General features: G+C 47.4%; 20 protein-coding genes. 13 read left to right on the forward strand and 7 right to left on the reverse strand.

The genetic code is table 11. The annotated features are described in order from the left end of the window. Positions 1-3: 3 nt before the first annotated feature. The 6 genes from ruvC (at position 4) to QJS83_RS07635 (ending at position 4,858) form a co-directional block, all read left to right on the forward strand. Positions 4-510, forward strand: coding sequence for a crossover junction endodeoxyribonuclease RuvC (gene ruvC / locus QJS83_RS07610; RefSeq protein WP_284608575.1), 507 nt, complete (start codon positions 4-6; stop codon positions 508-510). Then, positions 507-1,088 (forward strand): Holliday junction branch migration protein RuvA, encoded by a 582-nt coding sequence (gene ruvA, locus QJS83_RS07615; protein ID WP_284608576.1) that lies wholly within the window; start codon positions 507-509, stop codon positions 1,086-1,088. Before ruvC ends, ruvA begins: the two co-directional genes overlap by 4 nt. Then, positions 1,085-2,077: a Holliday junction branch migration DNA helicase RuvB gene (ruvB, locus tag QJS83_RS07620; RefSeq protein ID WP_284608577.1), complete on the forward strand. Its 993-nt coding sequence runs from the start codon at positions 1,085-1,087 to the stop codon at positions 2,075-2,077. The genes ruvA and ruvB overlap by 4 nt, the downstream gene beginning before the upstream one ends. 149 nt (positions 2,078-2,226) lie before the next feature. After that, positions 2,227-3,231, forward strand: coding sequence for an asparaginase (locus QJS83_RS07625; protein ID WP_284608578.1), 1,005 nt, complete (start codon positions 2,227-2,229; stop codon positions 3,229-3,231). 21 nt (positions 3,232-3,252) lie between these two features. Next, complete coding sequence (gene lpxC, locus QJS83_RS07630; protein ID WP_284608579.1) at positions 3,253-4,161, forward strand: UDP-3-O-acyl-N-acetylglucosamine deacetylase; 909 nt, start codon at positions 3,253-3,255, stop codon at positions 4,159-4,161. 319 nt (positions 4,162-4,480) lie between these two features. Beyond that, positions 4,481-4,858, forward strand: coding sequence for a hypothetical protein (locus QJS83_RS07635; RefSeq protein WP_284608580.1), 378 nt, complete (start codon positions 4,481-4,483; stop codon positions 4,856-4,858). Positions 4,859-5,090: 232 nt separating this feature from the next. On the opposite strand, the gene QJS83_RS07640 is transcribed toward QJS83_RS07635, so the two are convergent. After that, positions 5,091-6,752 carry a hypothetical protein gene (locus QJS83_RS07640; RefSeq protein ID WP_284608581.1) on the reverse strand — a complete coding sequence of 554 codons (1,662 nt, stop codon included), beginning with the start codon at positions 6,750-6,752 and terminating at the stop codon, positions 5,091-5,093. Between the two features lie 356 nt (positions 6,753-7,108). Between QJS83_RS07640 and ald the strand changes: the two genes are divergently transcribed. Beyond that, positions 7,109-8,215 carry an alanine dehydrogenase gene (ald, locus tag QJS83_RS07645; protein ID WP_284608582.1) on the forward strand — a complete coding sequence of 369 codons (1,107 nt, stop codon included), beginning with the start codon at positions 7,109-7,111 and terminating at the stop codon, positions 8,213-8,215. Between the two features lie 216 nt (positions 8,216-8,431). On the opposite strand, the gene QJS83_RS07650 is transcribed toward ald, so the two are convergent. The 3 genes from QJS83_RS07650 to QJS83_RS07660 all read right to left on the reverse strand — a co-directional run bounded on the left by QJS83_RS07650 (position 8,432) and on the right by QJS83_RS07660 (position 10,311). After that, on the reverse strand, positions 8,432-8,698 hold the full coding sequence (locus QJS83_RS07650; protein ID WP_284608583.1) for a TFIIB-type zinc ribbon-containing protein: 267 nt from the start codon (positions 8,696-8,698) through the stop codon (positions 8,432-8,434). A 174-nt stretch (positions 8,699-8,872) separates the two neighbouring features. Beyond that, a complete protein-coding gene (locus QJS83_RS07655; protein ID WP_284608584.1) occupies positions 8,873-9,589 on the reverse strand; it encodes a ComEC/Rec2 family competence protein in 717 nt (238 codons plus the stop codon). After that, entirely contained in the window at positions 9,586-10,311 is a 726-nt protein-coding gene (locus QJS83_RS07660) for a ComEC/Rec2 family competence protein (protein WP_350159272.1), read from the reverse strand. The genes QJS83_RS07655 and QJS83_RS07660 overlap by 4 nt, the downstream gene beginning before the upstream one ends. A 498-nt stretch (positions 10,312-10,809) precedes the next feature. On the opposite strand from QJS83_RS07660, the gene QJS83_RS07665 reads away from it, so the two are divergent. Genes QJS83_RS07665 through QJS83_RS07675 form a run of 3 tightly spaced genes read left to right on the forward strand, consistent with a single transcriptional unit; the run spans position 10,810 to position 13,962 of the window. Then, positions 10,810-11,337: a tetratricopeptide repeat protein gene (locus tag QJS83_RS07665; protein ID WP_284608586.1), complete on the forward strand. Its 528-nt coding sequence runs from the start codon at positions 10,810-10,812 to the stop codon at positions 11,335-11,337. Between the two features lie 16 nt (positions 11,338-11,353). Then, complete coding sequence (locus tag QJS83_RS07670) at positions 11,354-12,979, forward strand: LysM peptidoglycan-binding domain-containing protein (RefSeq protein ID WP_284608587.1); 1,626 nt, start codon at positions 11,354-11,356, stop codon at positions 12,977-12,979. A 41-nt stretch (positions 12,980-13,020) separates the two neighbouring features. Continuing rightward, positions 13,021-13,962, forward strand: coding sequence for a DNA-processing protein DprA (locus QJS83_RS07675; protein ID WP_284608588.1), 942 nt, complete (start codon positions 13,021-13,023; stop codon positions 13,960-13,962). 178 nt (positions 13,963-14,140) lie between these two features. Here QJS83_RS07675 and lptF read toward each other — a convergent pair whose 3' ends face one another. After that, positions 14,141-15,244, reverse strand: coding sequence for an LPS export ABC transporter permease LptF (lptF, locus tag QJS83_RS07680; RefSeq protein WP_284608589.1), 1,104 nt, complete (start codon positions 15,242-15,244; stop codon positions 14,141-14,143). A gap of 114 nt (positions 15,245-15,358) precedes the next feature. Here lptF and QJS83_RS07685 point away from each other — a divergent pair, with 114 nt between their 5' ends. From QJS83_RS07685 to QJS83_RS07695, 3 genes are all read left to right on the forward strand, one after another. After that, the gene (locus tag QJS83_RS07685; protein WP_284608590.1) at positions 15,359-16,384 is read left to right on the forward strand and encodes an ANTAR domain-containing protein; all 1,026 of its coding nucleotides are present in this window, start codon (positions 15,359-15,361) and stop codon (positions 16,382-16,384) included. Between the two features lie 85 nt (positions 16,385-16,469). Beyond that, the gene (gene trxA, locus QJS83_RS07690; protein ID WP_284608591.1) at positions 16,470-16,796 is read left to right on the forward strand and encodes a thioredoxin; all 327 of its coding nucleotides are present in this window, start codon (positions 16,470-16,472) and stop codon (positions 16,794-16,796) included. A gap of 147 nt (positions 16,797-16,943) precedes the next feature. Next, positions 16,944-17,615 (forward strand): hypothetical protein, encoded by a 672-nt coding sequence (locus QJS83_RS07695; RefSeq protein ID WP_284608592.1) that lies wholly within the window; start codon positions 16,944-16,946, stop codon positions 17,613-17,615. Here the strand turns inward: QJS83_RS07695 and QJS83_RS07700 are convergent. Together QJS83_RS07700 and QJS83_RS07705 are read right to left on the reverse strand one after the other, a co-directional pair. Further along, positions 17,612-18,256, reverse strand: coding sequence for an iron-containing redox enzyme family protein (locus QJS83_RS07700; protein ID WP_284608593.1), 645 nt, complete (start codon positions 18,254-18,256; stop codon positions 17,612-17,614). The genes QJS83_RS07695 and QJS83_RS07700 overlap by 4 nt on opposite strands. 15 nt (positions 18,257-18,271) lie before the next feature. After that, positions 18,272-18,949 carry a hypothetical protein gene (locus QJS83_RS07705; protein WP_284608594.1) on the reverse strand — a complete coding sequence of 226 codons (678 nt, stop codon included), beginning with the start codon at positions 18,947-18,949 and terminating at the stop codon, positions 18,272-18,274. Positions 18,950-19,037: the final 88 nt, after the last annotated feature.

Consider the following 19,037-nt stretch of genomic DNA (forward strand, 5'->3'; position numbering starts at 1 on the left):
TTGATGTCATTGACGATTCTCGGGGTCGACCCCGGTTCCCGCATTACAGGTTTTGGAGTTGTTCGAGTTGAGAACGGCCGGATTGAGCATATCAATCATGGCGTGATCTTGCTGGATGCGGATCAGGCGTTTCCAAAACGCATGATCGAATTGGGATCGGCGTTTCGCGAAGTGATGGAGAAATACAAACCGCAACAAGTGGTGATTGAAAAAATCTTCTTGGGTAAAAATGCGGACAGCGCTTTCAAACTCGGCCATGCCCGCGGGGTTGTGATGTACGAAGCCGGCGCTGGTGGAGCTGATGTCCTTGAGTATGCGACACGTGTGGTGAAAAAAGGTGTCACAGGAAATGGCGGAGCCTCCAAAGAAGACGTGCAAGCCATTTTGAAGGCGATCCTCAACCTGAAGACCATCAATCGTATTGACGCTTCGGATGCTTTAGCGATGGCTTGTCACCACGCTTTTGAATTGAAAAAGAAATCTATCCTGCAAAGAGCGGTGAGTTTATGATCGGTTATTTACGTGGAAAAATTATTGAAGTTTTGAGCGACTCTGCTTTGCTGGATGTTCACGGTGTCGGTTACGAGATCTTTGCATCCGCAAACACCCTGGAAGATCTGCAAACGCTGTTGGGAAAAGATATCATCGTGTGGGTGCATACGCATGTGCGCGAAGATGCGTTGATGCTTTTTGGTTTTCACTCGAAAGATGAAAAAAATCTTTTTCTTTCTTTGCTTAAAGTGAATGGCGTCGGGCCGAAAATGGCTTTGAGCATTCTTTCCGGCGGACGTCCCGCGCAGATTCAGGAAATGATCGAAGCTGGAAATGCCAAAGCGCTTTCGGGACTTCCTAAAGTTGGTAAGAAAACGGCGGAGCAAATTATTCTTACACTCAAAGGAAAACTTGTTTCGATCGAAGAGACAATCAAGTCTAAATCAGAATCGCATACGCAAATCACTTCGGCTTTGCTCAACTTGGGTTATAAATCGCAATTGGTCGATCAATTCGTGTCTTCTTTGCCGATAGAAATTTCTTTGGAAGAAGGCGTGCGTAAAGGTCTGCAGACATTGTCTGGGAGCTTGTCATGAGTCGCATTCTTGAAGGCGATCCGGTTGAAGGCGAAAAGAGTTGGGAAAACGAACTTCGTCCCCAGCACTTCGAAGAATTCCCAGGGCAGGATGACGTTAAAGAAAAACTAAAAGTCTTTGTGGCTGCGGCAAAACATCGTGGCGAATCCTTGGATCACGTTCTTCTGTGCGGTCCTCCAGGTTTGGGTAAAACGACGTTATCGAAAATCATCGCCAATGATATGGGTGCGGAGATCAAAATGACTTCGGCTCCCGCAATTGACAAAAAAGGCGACCTTGCCGCTGTTTTGACGTCGTTGAAACCTCACTCTGTGTTGTTCATTGATGAGATTCATCGTCTTAGCCGTCACGTGGAAGAGTATCTTTACACGGCGATGGAAGACTACTACATCGACATCGTCACCGGCGAGGGCCTGGGCGCGCGTTCAATGAAATTTCAATTAGCGCCGTTTACTTTGGTAGGGGCGACGACGCGTGCGGGATTGCTCAATCCTCCGTTTCGCGATCGTTTTGGCATTGTCGAGCGTTTGCAGTTTTACGACAAAAGCGCTTTACAAAAAATTCTTCTTCGTTCCGCAGACATCTTAAAAGTCAAAATGGATGAAGAGGGTGCGGAAGAGATCGCACGACGTGCGCGCGGAACTCCGCGTGTGGCGAACCGTTTGTTGAAACGCGTGCGCGACTATGCGCAGGTCAAAGGCAATGGCACCGTCACGAAAGACATCGCGGTCTATGCTTTGAATCAGTTGGGTGTCGATCAGTTCGGTCTGGATTTGATGGATCGGAAAATTCTCAGTTTGATCCAAGAAAAATACAACGGTGGCCCTGTGGGTATTGATACTATTGCCGCAGCTTTGAGCGAGGAGCGCGACACTCTTGAGGAAGTTTACGAGCCTTTCTTGATTCAAGAAGGTTTCATTCAGAAGACGCAGCGAGGCCGCGTAATCACTGAGTTTGCTAAGAATACTATTCTAAACGTGAATTCGTAATCGCAAACCCGTCCTGTTTTGAGTCTGGTTTAAGAAAAATATTATGAGGGCTAAAGAGGTATTGTTACAATATCTCGGGCCCTTTATTTGTTTTCAGTCGAAGGGCTTTCAACTCAATTTGAACGTACTATTTTTTGGGAGTGGTTGATATGGCTTCTAAGCAACCGTTGGTTGTTGAAGTGTTGCGAGGCCCGGTTGTCGAGAGTCTCCACCAAGTCATGGCTGTTGTGGTCAATGAACTAGGACATGTGAAAGAGTATTGGGGGCATCCGCAGTTTTTAACGATGCCTCGAAGTGCTATTAAAATGCTTCAAGCTCTTCCGTTGATTGAATCGGGCGCGGCTGAAAAGTTTGGCCTTGATGACAAACATATTGCTTTGGCATGTGCGTCTCACCGCGGAGAAAAAGATCATCTTGCCGCGCTCTCGCAGTGGCTGGAAAAAGTCGGAATTAAAGAATCACAATATGTCTGCGCTCCGCATTTGCCTTATGACGAAGCCAGTGCTTTGGATATGAACCGTCGTGGTGTCAAGCCCACTGCTCTTTGCAATAACTGCGCTGGTAAGCACGCGGCGATCATCACCACGTGTTTGCATTTGGGTGAAGACCCTGCCGGTTATGAAAAGTACGAACATAATGCGCAAAAAAGATTGCGCAAAGTTTTGAGTGAAACCATGAAAGTCGATCACTCGAAAGTTCCGCACGGTATTGATGGCTGCGGAATTCCGACCTACGCTGTCCCTTTGCAGGCGATGGCTGCAGGCATGTCGACGTTCATTAATTCTAAAGAGGCTCCGGCCCGAAAAGCCGCTGCCGAGCGTATCTTGCGAGCGGTGCGCAGCTATCCGTTTTACATTTCAGGAAGTGACAATTTCGCCACAGCTGTGATTGAAAAGACACAGGGACGCGCCATTATCAAGGGTGGCGCCGAAGGTGTTTTTTGTGGTGTTTTGCCTGAAAAGAAAGTCGCCTTCGCAATCAAGGCCTCCGACGGAGCTGGTCGCGCGGCTCAGGTCGCAGCAGCCACGCTTCTATTGCAATTAGGCGGTCTTACAGAGGCGGAGTTTAAGAGCTTAGCAAAATACACTCAACCTTCGGTCACAAACTGGAAGGGCGACGTGGTCGGGCAAATGCGCATTGCGAAGGTAGGCTAGTTAGAGTAATGTCTAACTAGTATGTTTTTACAGAAAACGATTCGTAAAAAGACAGTTGTTCATGGAATCGGAATTCACTCCGGTGATTCCTGCACATTGACCTTTAAGCCGGCGCCTCCTGATTCCGGTGTTTACTTTATCCGCAGCGATCTCCCTGGAAATCCTTCTCTCAAAGTCACAGCGAAGAACGTGCAAGCGACTTCGCACCAGACAACTATTGGCGGAGAATTCTTTTCTGTCGCAACTATCGAGCACTGTCTTTCGGCATTGTCTGCGTTGCGCATTGATAATTTATTTATCGAACTCGACGGTCCCGAAATTCCCATCGGCGACGGCAGTGCTCGTGATTTTCTGCAAGCTTTGCTAGCTGTAGGAATCGTCGAGCAAGATCAACCGCGTAAGTATTGCTACATCACTGAGCCGATTTATTTCAGTGAAGGTGAGAAGCACGCTTACGTCGTTCCTTATCACGGACTGCGTTTAACTGTGACAATCGATTTCCCGAATCCTGTGATCGGCAAACAGACAATCGATCTTGATATCAACGAACAGTCTTTCGGTCGCGACGTTGCTAACGCCAGAACCTTTGGTTTTATGAAGGACGTCGAAGCTTTAAAAGCCCGCGGCCTTGCAAAAGGGGGAAGCCTCGATAACTGCATCGTTCTTGATGGCGATCAGGTTGTCAACCCTGAAGGCCTGCGCTGGGCGGATGAATTCGTTCGTCACAAAGCTTTGGATGCTCTCGGCGATTTAGTGACATTGGAAATGCCTTTAATGGGGCACGTAGTCCTTTACAAAGCCGGCCACGACATCATGAACAAACTTGTCAAAAAAATCTGGGACTCACCAACGAGCTACCGCCACGTCGAACTCGGGGCCGACATCTCCGAAGAAGTCCAACGCTACTCGGGCTGGAGCGTTCCTCTCTAAATTCATTCTTCCTCTGAACGACGGAACTTCCCGAGGAGCGAAGCTTACCTCTGTCTCCTCGCTACGTCGGCACGCTCATCCATGAGGCTCTGCCGCCATCGCCCGCTGGCGCGGTCGAACGCATCACGCTTGGCGGAGGCCGACTTCGGAGAAGACAGAGGTAAGCTCCGCTCCTCAGGAAATTCTCGTAGGGGTTATAAGCAGAAAGATCTTTTGAGGGCTTCTAAAAAAATATATCCTGTTTCATTGGTGAAAACATGGTTCTGTTTTATGGTCTTGTATGCAGACTCAGGTTATGTGAAACTTGGTAAATAGGAATATGGACTTCATTGCTAGTATTGTTTTTGAGTTTTTTGTTGAGATAATTATTCAGGTTCTTTTTGAACTCGGTTTTCATAGTATTGCGGAAACATTTAAAAGAAAACCGAACCCTTTTGTTGCCCTTATTGGTTATGCCGTCGTCGGCGCCATTTGTGGTGGTCTCAGTTTGTTAATCGTTCGAAATCATTTTGTGAATGAGGGCTCTTTAAGAGTGGCGAACCTAATTCTAACTCCATTGATTGTGGGTGCATTAGTTTCGATTCTTGGTGCTCGTCGTGCGAAAAAAGGTATGGAACTGATTCGTCTAGACAAGTTTAGTTACGGATATATTTTTGCGTTCGCAATGGCCCTTGTCCGATACTTTTTTGCGTCTTAGGCCGCAAACGCTTTAACGAGGATCGTTGTTTTTTTGATTTTCAATCTATGTTCATGGGAAAGATTCCGTCGGCTGGCAAGGGCCAAGCTTTGGCTTAGAGCCCGGAGGCAGGCCTCCGCGCCGACACGATGTCGTACCAAAGCGCGGCGAGGCCTGGAGGGCCGTGTCTGCCGGAGCGGCTCTAAGCCAAAGCTTGGCCCTTGGTAGCCGCATCGGGAGCTCTCGCATGAGCTTAGCGCTGAGATTTCAAATAGCCAACGATATCAATATCCGGAGGAGTCGCGATACCAACACCACCTGGCAATGGACCCGTGAGTTCGTAAACGGAATAGTCCATTCTCGCATCGTACTTTCTCTCGTACTGATAGCGCATCCATTTTTGATTTTCGTACCAAAGACGTTTATTCGAATCATCCGTACAAGCCGCCAACTCTTGGGCAATACGTGCACCCCAGCGGTGCTCGATGCAATGATAGGGATCGAAGCTCATCGCGAAAAGTCTTTGGCGAGCGGCCTCCAAATTCATCTTCACAGTCAGATTGTTTGTCGTTGTGTAAGAGAATTGGCAAGCTTGCGCTTTCTGAGCGTAGACTTTAAAGAGATCCTCGGCCAAATTCACGCCGTTGTAGCGAATGGAAGATTCGCCGCGCTTGTAGCGTTCAATATTAGCTTTTGTTTGGCTGAGCAAATCCATGAACGCGACTTTCAAACGCGCATCACGGGATGGCGTTGCGTAGGCTTCCCATTCTCCTTCAGTTCCGAAGATATTAACCGGAAGTCTTTCAGGATGCGGTTTTAGATAAACGCCGGAAGTGCGTGCGGCTTCCACGGCAGCGACACGGTCTTTTAAGCTCACGCAGATATCGTCTACGATTTGCGCCATATCTTTTAATGGATCAATGTGCAATTCACCTTGAGTAAGACTCAGGCGCACATAATCATAGAAGCCGACTTGTTGACCTTGAACGACGAATTTTCCTTTATTCCAAACTCCGCCGGGATCTCTTTCTGTGCCGTAGTACTGCTCGGTGCTGAAATCAATAAGCTGGGAGTTTGGATACGACAGAACCTGGCCGCCGGTGTGATGGCCCGAAGAATCGACTTTTGCTCCCGCTAAATAAAGAGGACGGAAGTTTTTGAAACCGGCACCTTGATAAGGATTACTGCGCGAAAACTTCGGCGTGAACATACCCATCGTCAAAGAGTTGTCAGGGTGAGAGTCGATGTAAAAAATGCGACCGTCGTCAGTCACCTTATAAACGATGGCGACGTGACCGTTGGGATCGTAAATCACAGTGCCGGGTCTAATGCCTTCGCGAGAAATTCGCGCAGGATAGAAGTCAGCAAAAAGTCCCGTGTCCTCGTGACCCATCATACGGAATGTTCCAGAGAACGTTAATTGTGGAACCGTCTCATTCAAAATTTCGCGAGCATCTGCGTAAGTGTTTTTAAAAATTCCGCTCTTCGTGACGACGTCAAAACGCTTCGTCACATAGTTGCCTAGCGGAGAGTAGCGAACGTCACGCACGGATTTAATGTCATCTCCCGGAGCCACGTTCGGTTTGACTTCACTCACGATAGAAAAAGGCAGTTCGTTTTTCCACGCGAAGTAGGCGCGCAAATAATAGGGAAGATCCGCGCAATCCGCGAAATATTTTAAACCTGAAGGATCCGTGCCGTAATATTTGTTGGCGGTGCTTTGCAGACACGTGTCGACTTTGGCGCACTCGCGGCGTTCGACAGCCTCGCCGAGTTGTGCGACGAAGTTACCGAATTGTTCCTCGTGGGAATTTGTCCAGGCCGGTTGGGTGATACGCCATTGGGGCGTTGTGTTTTGCGCCAATGCATTCGCCGAAGCCAGCAACAGGAACGGTAATAGCCGTGTCAGTTTCATATAAGTCTCCAGACGGATGAAGTCATTCGGTAGGGTGCAAGCCTCCTGCCACGGAAAAAGGGACTGGAAACGAGTTTGTTTTGATTTGAGGCACTTGTTTACAGACCTTAGAGCCCCGTTTGGGGCCTATGTTTAAGTCTTAAACACCCTCCTAAAGAAGGGTTCTCGCGATCGAGGACTTTCAAATCCCAACCCTATACCAGCATACTAACGCAGCGCCACCAAAAAAGGTGCCTGCTTGTTTTTTCTGGCTACATAGCGACAAACGGCCCGTTCTCCGTTCCGGGGGTTTCTTGCTTTTTGTTACCAATCTGGCATAGTCCGGAGTTGTCATTTGAAATACATGGGAGTGAAAAATGATTATCGGTGTTCCTAAGGAAATTAAGATTTCTGAAAATCGCGTGGGTCTTACTGAAGCGGGTGCTCGTCAGTACGTAAAAGAAGGTCACACAGTTCTTATCGAGAAAGATGCAGGTCTTGGATCTGGCATCACAAACGAGCAGTACGAAAAAGCGGGCGCGAAAATTATCGACACGAAAAAAGAAGTCTACGCGAAAGCCGACATGATTCAGAAAGTGAAAGAACCACTTCCTGATGAATATGAATTGATGCGCGAAAACCAAATCCTTTACACATACCTTCACTTGGCAGCAGAGCCGAAACTCACAAAAGTTTTGTGCGAGCGTAAAGTGAAAGCGATCGCTTACGAAACGATCCAATTGGACAACGGTTCATTGCCACTTTTGACTCCTATGTCTGAAGTTGCAGGTCGTATGGCAACTCAAATCGGTGCTTTCTACTTGCAAAAAGATCACGGCGGTAAAGGGATTCTTTTGGGCGGCGTGACGGGCGTTAAACCAGGTAAAGTGACAATCATCGGTGGTGGTGTTGTTGGTACGAACGCAGCGAAAATGGCAGTAGGTCTTGGCGCTTCTGTAACTATCCTTGATGTAAACACTGCACGTCTTGAGTACTTGGATGATATCTTCCAAGGTCGTTGCCAAACTTTGTATTCTAACGCGAAAAATATCGAAGAATCTGTGAAAGATTCTGACCTTGTTGTTGGTGGCGTTTTGATCACAGGTCACAAAGCTCCAACTCTTGTTTCGAAAGAGATGATCTCTTCCATGTCTAAAGGCTCTGTTGTTGTTGACGTTGCGGTTGACCAAGGTGGCTGTATCGAAACTTGCCGTCCGACGTCTCACCAAAACCCAACTTACGAAGTAGACGGAGTGATCCACTACTGCGTGCCTAACATGCCAGGTGTTGCACCAAGAACTTCAACTTACGCTTTGACGAACGTAACTATGAAGTACGGTTCAATGATCGCTGCTATGGGAGTTGAAGACTCTGTAGCGAAATCTCCAGCCTTGATGAAAGGTTTGAACGTTTACGGCGGATACGTATGTTATGAGCCGGTAGCGAAAGATCTTCACATGGAGTATCGCCCTTACAAAGGTTAATACGGCGGCTGATGAGAAGCGGCCATCCGACTTCGTTGTCGGGTACCGCGAATCGCTCCGACGTACTGGGAGTACACCTCCGCGCTTCGCGGAGCCCTCCGCCTCGCGGCTGACCACTTTTGATCAGCCTTGGTTTTGGGTAAATTGAGAAAATATAAACCCCGCAAGTTTCTTGCGGGGTTTTCTTTTTTAATTACTTACTTTTCTAAGTTCCTTTTAGTCGAAGAGTTCTTCTAAGAAGGACTTTTTTCTTTTGTAGTGTTGGGGGTAGTGTTGTTGATAAGGGTTCGGTTGCTGGTGATGCTGTGAATGTGATTCCTGAGCGGCGCGGGAAGGGCTTGTGTGTTGTTGTGAGCGCTCAAGAATTTTGTCGAGCTCGCCACGATCCAACCAAACACCGCGGCATTCAGGGCAATAGTCGATTTCGATTCCCTGTCTTTCAGAGATCACCAGATTTACTTCTTTGCATGTTGGACATTTCATAAAAACCTCCGACCTCTAGTTTCCCGAAATTCGAGTGTTTTGAAAAATAGATAATAAAAATGAAGATCTTCGTTTTTACAAAACATCTATCTATGGAGAGTGATCTGCCCGAGGCTCGGAAGTTCGGACGGATTTGCTGCGGCTTAGCCAGAAAAAAGAAGCAGGCACCTTTTTTTATTGTTCTAGCCAGATGTTGCCCCAGTCTTCGGTGCGGAGGAGGGGGAGGTTGTGGGATTTGAGGCGTCTGAGGACTTCTGGGTGCGGGTGTTTGTAGCGGGCCCAACGTGCGGAGCTGATGGTTAGACGCAGGCGTGGAAGGCGCTGCAGAAGCGGTTCTGAGGTGCTTGTGTTGGAGCCGTGATGACCTAGGATTAAAACTTTGGCAAAGGACAGCCATGGGCGATCCTTCCACAGATGTTCTTGTGCGATTGGCGAATCGCCCGGAATAAGTAAACCCTCAGTATAAACGACCTGGCTTTGGGAGTTTGAGTTTTTAGAGCGAAGTGGCGACCAGACTCGCAACTTATTTGGAATGTCGGCGCAATCAGGAAGAGTTTTTAACAATTTCATTTTCCGTTTCGAAGACCCGCCCAGCGGACGCAGTTTTGCGCAAAGATTAAGAAAGCGCACTGAGGGCTTGCTCACAGCGCCAATGTGATCCCAGTCCCAATGACTGAAGACCGCAGAGTTTGTTTTTCCGCGGCATGCTTGCAAAATTTTTTTCCAGGGAAAGAATTCGCCGCCCATGTCGAAGTGCTGACACTGCGTCGCCGAAATTTTCGTGACCCATTGTCCTTGCCCGACATTCCAAACAACGACATAGCCTCGCACGACATCTTGGCCAATAAAACTGGCGCTCAAAGTGATAAGCAAAAGAATAAAAACTTTCATCGCGTGGAATCTTTTCCCTGCCACAAATGCAGTCGTAAGAAATGAAACACCAAGTGCCAAAGAAGAATCCACAGCCACAGAAAACCAACGGAGGGAGGGGAGCCGCGCACAATTTGAACCGGCTCTGCCAGCAACGGCAGCACGAATGTAAAGCTCGTCATAACTTTATCAAAGAAGGTTAAGCAAAGACCTTTAAAAAGAACGGCTAAAAAACTTAAAGGCAAAAGAACGTAAGAAACCACTGGGGCAAGAAATAAATTGTATAGAAGCCCGAGCGGATGAAGGCTGCCAAGCCCCCAAAGGGGAGCACTCATAAATAGAAAAATGGAAAACTGAGCGGCGAGAATTCGCGCCATCGAGCCGCGCAAACGTAAGAGTTCCGGCACACCCAATGCCAAAGCCGCGCACCAACTCATTTGCAACGACAGAGAATTCCACCACGCGGGAAACAAAAACAAAACACTTAAGCCCGTTAGTAAAACAACAAGATCAGCGGGGAAAAAATGTTTTTTGCGGCGAAAAAACTCACGCAGACAAAGACCCAAAAAAGCCCGCACAGCGGGCGCTTGCCAACCGACGGCGAGTGAATAGCCGCCAAGAAAAAGAAATCTTAAAAAGACTGGAATCCGCAAGATGCTCAAAAGTTGATCAAGCAAAATTAAGTGAGAGCCCGAGACAACGAAGATGTGAATCAAAGATGTTTTGCTCAAATTTGTTTTCAAATTTTCGTCTGTGATTTTTTCACCACAAACGAGCGCTGCTAATGAAACGTGATTTTCTGTTTCGTGCGGAAGATTCTGAAGACAGCTTTGCTGAAGTTTGTGAGATAGAGCTGATATGTTTCTCAGCAAAGTGCTGGGAAGTGAAATGCTTACGCTTAATGCAAGGGTGAAGAGAAAGATCATAGTTACAAACACTTAGCAAATTTCATAACGCACCTGATTTCTAAAATAATCTGTCTTCGGGTCCGCGCGTCTTCTGAGGTCGGATTTTAAGATCTGAAATTTGTAAGCTTAATTGCACGGCTGTAATTGGATATATTTTAGTAAAATCATATACTTAATTGATGCACAAGGAAGAGGCAATCCGCTGAAACCCTTGAAAACAAACAGGTCTAAGGTCCAGCATTACATTAACTCAACATTTTATGTGGATAACTCCTGCTTGTTTGCACTTCTCTGTACGTGTCATACTTTAAAAAGATCAAGAGGTGTCGATAGATGAAGCAACTTAGACTATTAGCAGCAACGGTCCTTTTAAGCATTCCGTTAAGTGTTTTAGCAAAGCCTACTGCCAAGATGAAAAGCCCTTCAGCAAAAGACTTGGCGCAAGAATCCTTGCTCGTAGAGCTGACAGGGAAAGACATTTCGAAAGAAAATGACATCACTCTCTATGCTGAAATGGTGAGCGCTTACAACAATGATGATGAAATTGCATTTAAGAGTCGTCTGCAAAGTTTGCTGACCCGTTTCCCGCAAAGTTCTTACGCGGATAATGCTCTTTTCCTCGCGGGACGCATGGCTGTCGACCACAGCAATTACGCGGAAGCCGTCAAACATTTCGCGCAAATCGAACAAAAGTATCCTCGCAGCAACAAAGTCGTCGCTGCCAAGTTTGCGAAGGCCATGACTTACAAACGCATGAATCTTCCTGATTTCGCGAAGCGCGCTTTGAAAGAGGTTCGCGCAAAGTATCCAGGCAGCCCGGAATCTTTCCGTGCCGATGCTGAACTAAGAATGTTCAACTAAAAAACTCCCTGCAAGGATGCAAAGAGTGAAGAACAAAAAAATCTCTGTGATGTTAGCCCTCATCTTTTGTGCGTTGCTCGCACAAGCTCAAGACGTGCCTCCGGATGCACCTTGGGAGTCAGATCCTTTAGATGTTCTTGAACCTCAACAACGTGAAGTGGTTGAGCCGACGGTGCCAGAGTTTAAAGAGATCCCGGAGCCTGGACAGGAAGAAATCGCGCCTCCAGCTCCTGAAGTGGCGGAGCCTTCTATGCCGACGGAATTGCCGCCAGAGGCAACGCCGACAGAAGTGGCGTCACCAGCACTCGGTGGTTCGACGGAGCCCGATTATTCGCGCGAGGCGGAGTTTCACCGCATTTACAAAACTTATAACGAACAACCAACTTCCGAAGAAGTGTGGGAAAAAGCCGTCGGAGGTCGTGAGTCCGAAGTGTATGCTGTACAAAAAGGCGATACTCTTTCGGGCATTTCGCAAACCTTCTTCGGTGATCCGCTTTTTTGGCCGAAGGTGTGGTCTTTCAACAATGGTCAAATCTTAAATCCGCATGAGATTGATCCGGGTATGAATATTCAGTTCTTCCCAGGAAGTATGGATGATGCTCCCACAGTGCAAGTTGCTGAGGCACCTGCGGCGGGAGCTGAAGAGGCTGTAACACCTGGCGCTCCGAAAGTTATCGAGGGGGCTCCAGCGCAAATTCCTCGTCCAAAGAAAAGAGCGCCGCTTTTAAAAAATCTTCCGGGCAGTTTGCCATTGTATCGCATGGGGGCCGTGAATACGCCACCCGTGCAGGTCGAAATCGCGTTGCCGAAAACGCAATTCCCAACGGCGATGGAAAATCTTGAGTACTACATTCAGGATGCGCCGATTGCAGGTGTGGGTAAGGTCACGGGTGTAGAGATGAATATGCAAACGGCCGGCGACTATCAGTACATCTATGTCACATTGGACGGCGCTGCTGGTGGCAAAAACTACGTCGCGCAAAGAAATGTCTCTGCGGTGAAAGATCCGCAAGTCAAAGATCGCGTGGGTCACATGGTCGAGATACAAGGCGAGATCGAAGTTTTGGAACGCGTGAACGATCATAAGAATGTGTATCGCGCGATTGTAAAGAAAACGATCCAGCCGGTTACAGTCGGCTCTGTTTTGACTGAAGGCAAGATGCCGATGATCGATCCGTCAGTGGGGCCGGTTACTTCAGGTGTGGGCGCAAAAATCATGGGCGGACAGTTTGATACCAAACGCACACTCTTTGGTTCGAACAGTCTTGTTTTCTTGGACGGTGGCGCAAGCCAAGGTCTGCAAGAGGGACAAACGCTGAATATTTTCGCAGATGAGCGCGTGCGCAATAAAAACACGGAAGCTGTGATCAACGACCGCGTGATCGGTTTGATTAAAGTTGTCAGAGTCGCTCCGAATTTTGCGACAGGATACGTGATCAAATCTACAGATGATATTTTGCTCGGCGATTACGTCGGCAAGTCCGTGGTGCATGCCTTGAACGAAGCAGCTCCTGCCATCGAAAGACAAAGCGAGGCACCCGCGAACGACGACTTTGAAAAAGAATTTGAAGAGGACACCTCTACGGAAGCACCGGCTCCAGCACCGGAATCCGGAGGCGATGACTCCGATCTTGATTTCTAGTGATTCTCAAAGGGCTCTGCAGATTGCAGGGCCCTTTGTCTATGAACGATCTTTACTCTCTTTCCCAGCTAATTAAAAACCATCCTCTGTACACGGTGCATAGAGACGCCATTCACCAGCTTTATCTTCGCTTAGGACGTGCGCAAGAGCTGACCGCCGACGTTCTTTTGTGTGAACTTAAAGAACTGCTGCCAGAGCTTTGCGAAGCACTTCAGAAAAATCATGCGCTTTTTAAAAAACACTGCGAAGAAAGCCTGAAGTTAAAAATGCAAGGAATTCAGCTCGTGGTTTATGGTGAGGATCTTTTTCCCGCGGCTTGCTATTGGATGTCCGAACCGCCGCTGACTCTGAGTTATTGGGGATCGCCGGCTTGGCTCACGCAAAGAACACTGGCGGTTGTCGGAAGTCGCGAACCTTGTTTTGATTCTATTCAATGGATGGAAAAAGAGTTCACGACTTTTTGTGACCAGGAAAAACCTTGTGTGGTCAGCGGGGGAGCACGCGGTGTAGATCAAAAATCCCATTCGATTGCTTTACGCAAAAGTGCAAGCACGGTGATTGTGCTGCCCTCGGGACTGGGGCAGCTCTATCCGGAAAGTCTGTACGAGTGGAAAGACTCTGTGTTGAATGGCGGCGGTTGTTTTTTAAGTGAATATGTCTTTGAGCAAAGAATGCATAAGCATCTTTTTCATCACCGCAATCGCCTGATTGCGGCTCTGGGCAAAGCGACATTGTTAGTTGAAGCCAAAAGACGCAGTGGCACTTTGATCACGGCACAACAGGCGCTGCAATTGGGACGTTCTTTGTGGGTTGTTCCCGGTCATCCGCAAGATCCGCATTTTTTAGGAAGTTTGGATTTGCTGGCGGAGGGAGCAGGGCTTGTCCGCGATGCTCAAGATTTATCCATGTATTTTCGTGCGGAACTCAGCGGCGAAAACATGTCCCCAGTAGGGATAGCGGACTTATCGAAGGTCTCGCACTAGCCCTAGTGGCTGTGCTAAGTGACCAAAATCTCTCAGAAAAAAATGAAATGTTCTAAAAAAATCTTTTGCAAGGCCATCGGATTGCCCCTAACATTTGAGTTAAGGGAGGGGCGATGTGGTCAAGGATGACCGTGGTAGTATGGATGCTACTGCATCGCTCTAATTTTTCGACCACAGCCTAGTTCCAATTTCTTCTTAACGCTTCAATTCCTAAGATTCCAAAAATAACATTAGGTGCCCAGATCGCAAGTACCACAGGTGCAGTTCCGGAACGAGCCATGCCTTCTGCGGCGACGTAAAGAGCCCAATAGAAGATGATGATAAGAATACACATGATCATGCCACCGGCTTTAGCTGCGCGGCGATTCGTCGTTGTTCCGAGGCCCACGCCGATCATCGCGAAAACCAGGCACAGAACGCTGATGGCCCAGCGCTTGTGATACTCCGTGCGTAAGGTGCGTTCCATTTCTTTGTCTTTGATCTCTTCCTTCAAACGATTGCGAACCTCTTGCAGAGTCAAAGACTGCGGCGATTTTGCTTTTTCAGAAAGCACGAGGGGCTCGGAAAATTTTACGTCGTAGGTGTCGAAACTGATTTTCGTGTGAGTTTTTGCCTGACGGTGAATTTCGCCTTCTTTTAAACGCAGAAGCAACTCGTGTCCTGGTTTATCGGGATCGGGGATGATCTGACCTTCTTTGGAGATAATCGTTAACGGAGCATCTCCGGTTTTTTCGTCATAAATAAAAACGTTCGTCAGGAGACCTTTTTCCGAGTCCACCTTGTTGGCGTAAACCACCATATTGAAAAAACCTTCTGAGAATGTTCCCTCTTTGATGACAGCGGCGGCCTTGGTGTCGGAAAGACGATTGAAAAGAACTTCGAACTGACGATTGCCCCAAGGGGCAATATTGAATGACATTTGCGCGGAGATCACGCCGACGAATGTCGCCAAGATCACCGCCGGCAGAAGCAAAGTGCCCATCGGAAGACCCGACGCTTTCATCGCGACGATTTCAGAATCTTGGCTAAGCCGTCCGTATGTTAATAAGACAGAAAACAAAAGGGCCATGGGAAAAAGTACCGGCAAAAGTGAGATAACGACATATCCGATGATTTCGGCGATCGTTTTGATCGTCACGCCATGAATCAAGGCGAACTCAGTCAGGCGCAAGACCTGAAACATGAGAATGATTGAAATGAACACCAGCAGTCCCAGAATAAAACTAGGCAGCATCTCAAAGAAAATATATTGGGCTGCTTTTTTTCCGTTAAAGATACTCAAAAAGGTCTCCGTGTGAGTTTTAATTGTAGACCGACCTTCGCGGCCGAGTCATCGCGTCCATTGTCCAGTTGAAGCCTTATTGACCCCAATGACTCCTTATCTGACAATAAAGATATGAACAAGATACTTTTGGTTTACGAGGATTACGCAGACTTGATGGCCGTTGAAGCCACTCTGAAAAGAGTCGGATTTGATGTCATCGGGGTTACCAGTGAATATGCAATGGCGGATCAGATGGTGGCGTTCAATCCCGATCTTGTTGTTGGCTCGGGCCGCGGCGGTAAGGTCAACTCTTTGGGAGTTGGAAAAAGATTGAAAGAGGCGACGCGCTGGCAGGGAAAGTCCGTGCTTATTTTCCCGGCAAACTTCAAACCGACACCGCAAGATCTTATCAAGATTCGTGTCGACATGATTCTGGAGGCTCCGGTGCCTCCTCTGCGTCTTGTGCAAGTTCTTGGAAAAATTCTCGGTCACGATGAAGCTGTTTTGCTGGAACGTCTTAACAAGGCGATGCATGTCGAAAGCCCTCAGCAAAAAGGGGCTGCCACTGGCGGTTCCAATTCGAAATTCAATCTTGAAGAAGAAGCGATCTACGTTAAAGGAACAGTTGAAGGCGACGCAGACGAGGCCTCTTTGCGTCCCGAAAGAGTTCGTGAAGATTCTCAATCTTTTGATCTAAATAACGAAGAACAGGAGAAAAAAATCTCTTTTCGTTTCGGTGATCGCATGTCTTCCGTCAATGAAGAAGAACGTGTGAGTGGTGCCGCGGAAGAGGCGTTTCCCGATGTCGATTTGAAGTCCTTGGAGCGCGAACTTTTAGGCGGAGGAGCTCCCGAAGTTGAACGGATTGAACCGGCTTTAGAGGAAGAAGCCGCGCCAATGAACGCGGTCGAAACGGAAGAGGCGGAACTGCAGGCAAAAGCGCGGGCGGACCTCGAAAAATCGGAAGAGAAGCTCAAAGAGCGTATTGCGAAATACCAGGAAATGGTCGCAGATGTGAAGGTCCCTCCTAAAAGTACGATCAGTCGAGTGGAGGCGCGTCGACGTCTCAAAGAGCTACAAGTGGACCCAGAAGATAAAAACCTTAACGAAATAGATAAGTTACGTCGCGAATTCACCAAAGCCATGTTTAAAAAGTGATTGATCCTAGACCACCTTGACGATAAGGTTTTCATATACAAATTAAGTATAGAATTTGGTATTTGATTAGTTACGGAGGCCATTCATGGGCACATTTACAAAACCAGTGACAGACAGTTCTTTCGAAGCAGAAGTTTTAAATTCCTCAACTCCAGTACTTGTTGATTTCTGGGCAGAGTGGTGTGGACCTTGCCGTGCCTTGGCTCCAAAGTTGGAAGAAGTAGCACAAGAGCTTGGACAAAAAGTTAAAATCGTTAAAGTGAACGTGGACGAGAATCCTGGAACTCCAGGCAAGTACGGTATCCGCGGTATCCCTGCGATGTTGCTTTTCAAAGGCGGCAGTGAAGTGGGACAACTTGTTGGAAATCACCCTAAAGACGCGATCGTTGATTTCCTAAATAAGAATGTTTAATCACATCTAGCTGCGATCGTATTTAGAAAGATTAAATTTATGAAATGGGAGCCTTTTTGGCTCCCATTTTTTATGTCATTTATGGACATGATTAAACCTCTATACTAAGATCTGTGTCTGTTAAATGGGCACTGGCCGAAGGTGATTATGTCGTTGTCATTAGGTGTACGTTCATCAGAAGACATTCTCTTAGAAGAGAAATTCAAAACTCTGACACAGAAGATTTCTATGCTTCTTGCCTGCGAAGGAGTTCACCGTAAGCCCTATCTTGACGGTCTACCGCATTTCTCAAAACTGACTGTTGAAAAAAAGAAAATCGCTGTCGACCACGTGCAGTTTTACCATGATCTTTGTGTAGAACAGGTGTCTGACGGTTACAAAATCAAAGACAGTTTGTCTTTCACTTGGCGTGCATTGTCCAAATTGGGTTTGGCGCCGAAAGCGGATCTTTTCCAACATTTGACAGAAGAACACATCTTCGAAATCTATTCCGATGAAAACGTTCAGTTGTTCCGCAACTTCAACTTTTTTGAGTTCTGCTCTTACACTTTGGAAGAGCTGCATTCTTTAGAGTGGTGGTCTTTGTTTGAGCGTGAGCCGCACGTCACTCGTCAACTTTTCGACTATGCTTCTCGCATTTTCTCGGGCGAATTGACAGGGAACTTCAAGCCGAATGTTGAAAACCATGTCCTTCGTGAATTGCAATCGACAGATCGTTTGGTGATGGAGCATCGAGTGGATTGGATGGGACCTTTGTTGAAGGCTCGTCGCCCTCGCGCGCTGCTCATTATGAGCAACGCACGTTTGTTGAATAACTAAGCGACTTTCTTTACGGGTTGCGCGGCAAAGTTCGCGCAACTTTCCAGAATCTTTTCGTAGTTCTCAAAACTCTGAATCATATTTCTTAGAACAATCTCCTGAACTTCTTCGGGAAATTTCTCGACTCGCGAAACGGCCTCTTCCACGTGACCGGGATCTTCTTCCGAGTGCACGCGCCAGAAGTGGGCTCCCTTCGGGCCATAGTGCTCGGTCAGTTTTTTGGTGATTGGCGGGCCGAACTGCGCGGCCAAGCACTCCAGGCAGAGGATATACCCATAAAAGGCCATGGGTGACACTTTCTCGATCCAATAATACTGTGGCTGATAAAACGATTGTGTCGCCGCGAACTCGGGGATGTTTTCAATTTTGCGATCCAGATGTTTGAGATCTAACAGCGTCAGATTCTCGTGACCTTTTTCTTCGGCGGCATGTTTTAGAAAACGATTGTGAAACTCTTGATCTTTCCAAGCCGTATGCGCTCCTGCCAAGGCGAGCAGACGGGTGGAGTGGCGCACGTAATAAGTCGTTTGCGCGCACCAAGCCGCATAGAAGTTAGGATCTGTCCATGGAGCCTTCACAAGTTTTTCACCAGTTCTTTCCAGGTATTTGTTAAGCTCGGTAAAGATTTTTTTGTTTTTCACAGGGGACTCCTTTAATTAAACGGCTTTTTTGAAAATTTGTTTTTGGAAAGGAGCAATGCCGACAATCTCGCGTGACTTCCACAGCGACTGTACGTACTGCTCGGTGATTTCATTTTTAAAGCGACGCTTATCTTGCTTATTAAAAATCAACACTGCGCACGGATAATTCATTTTCGAAATCGGCGCCTGAATTTCATATCCTTCAAGGTTCTGGCATATTTGATCCACTTTGCGGTCGATCCGAGGCATGCCAATAATGACGTCGGCCACGGATTCGTCCATAAATTTAAGACCCATGCCTATAAGTACTTCCGTCCACGCGACATTCGAATGACTTTTGCGCCACTCGGGAAGCACATTCAGATATTCAATACTAATAAGACGGGAAATACCTCTTTTTAGAAGCTGCTCCTGGGTTGGATTCTCGAGGGCGCGGATGTAGTGATGTTCGACGGAGGAATGCAATTTCAAATCGAACATCGTGAGCAAAGAAAGTCCGACGATTTCATTCTTATGTGTGATCACGCCCACGTGATCGCAACGAAAGAAATCATCCGGATCTAAAACTCCACCGGCGCTTTCAACAACCTCTTTAAAAGTGACTTTCCAAGCCGCGTAAATTTTATTGAAGAACTCGCTGTGATTATCTGGAACATAGTGCGGGCTGAGAAGATGATACTTAAACCCAAACATACCACGACCTCCAAAGCACAAATCTTTTCGGAGGAGCTGTCAAAATTTGAAGAGCGATTTTGAGAAACGGTAAAGTTTTTTTTGTTTT

Origin of the sequence: Bdellovibrio sp. 22V (genome assembly GCF_030169785.1) — a bacterium.
GTDB lineage: Bacteria > Bdellovibrionota > Bdellovibrionia > Bdellovibrionales > Bdellovibrionaceae > Bdellovibrio.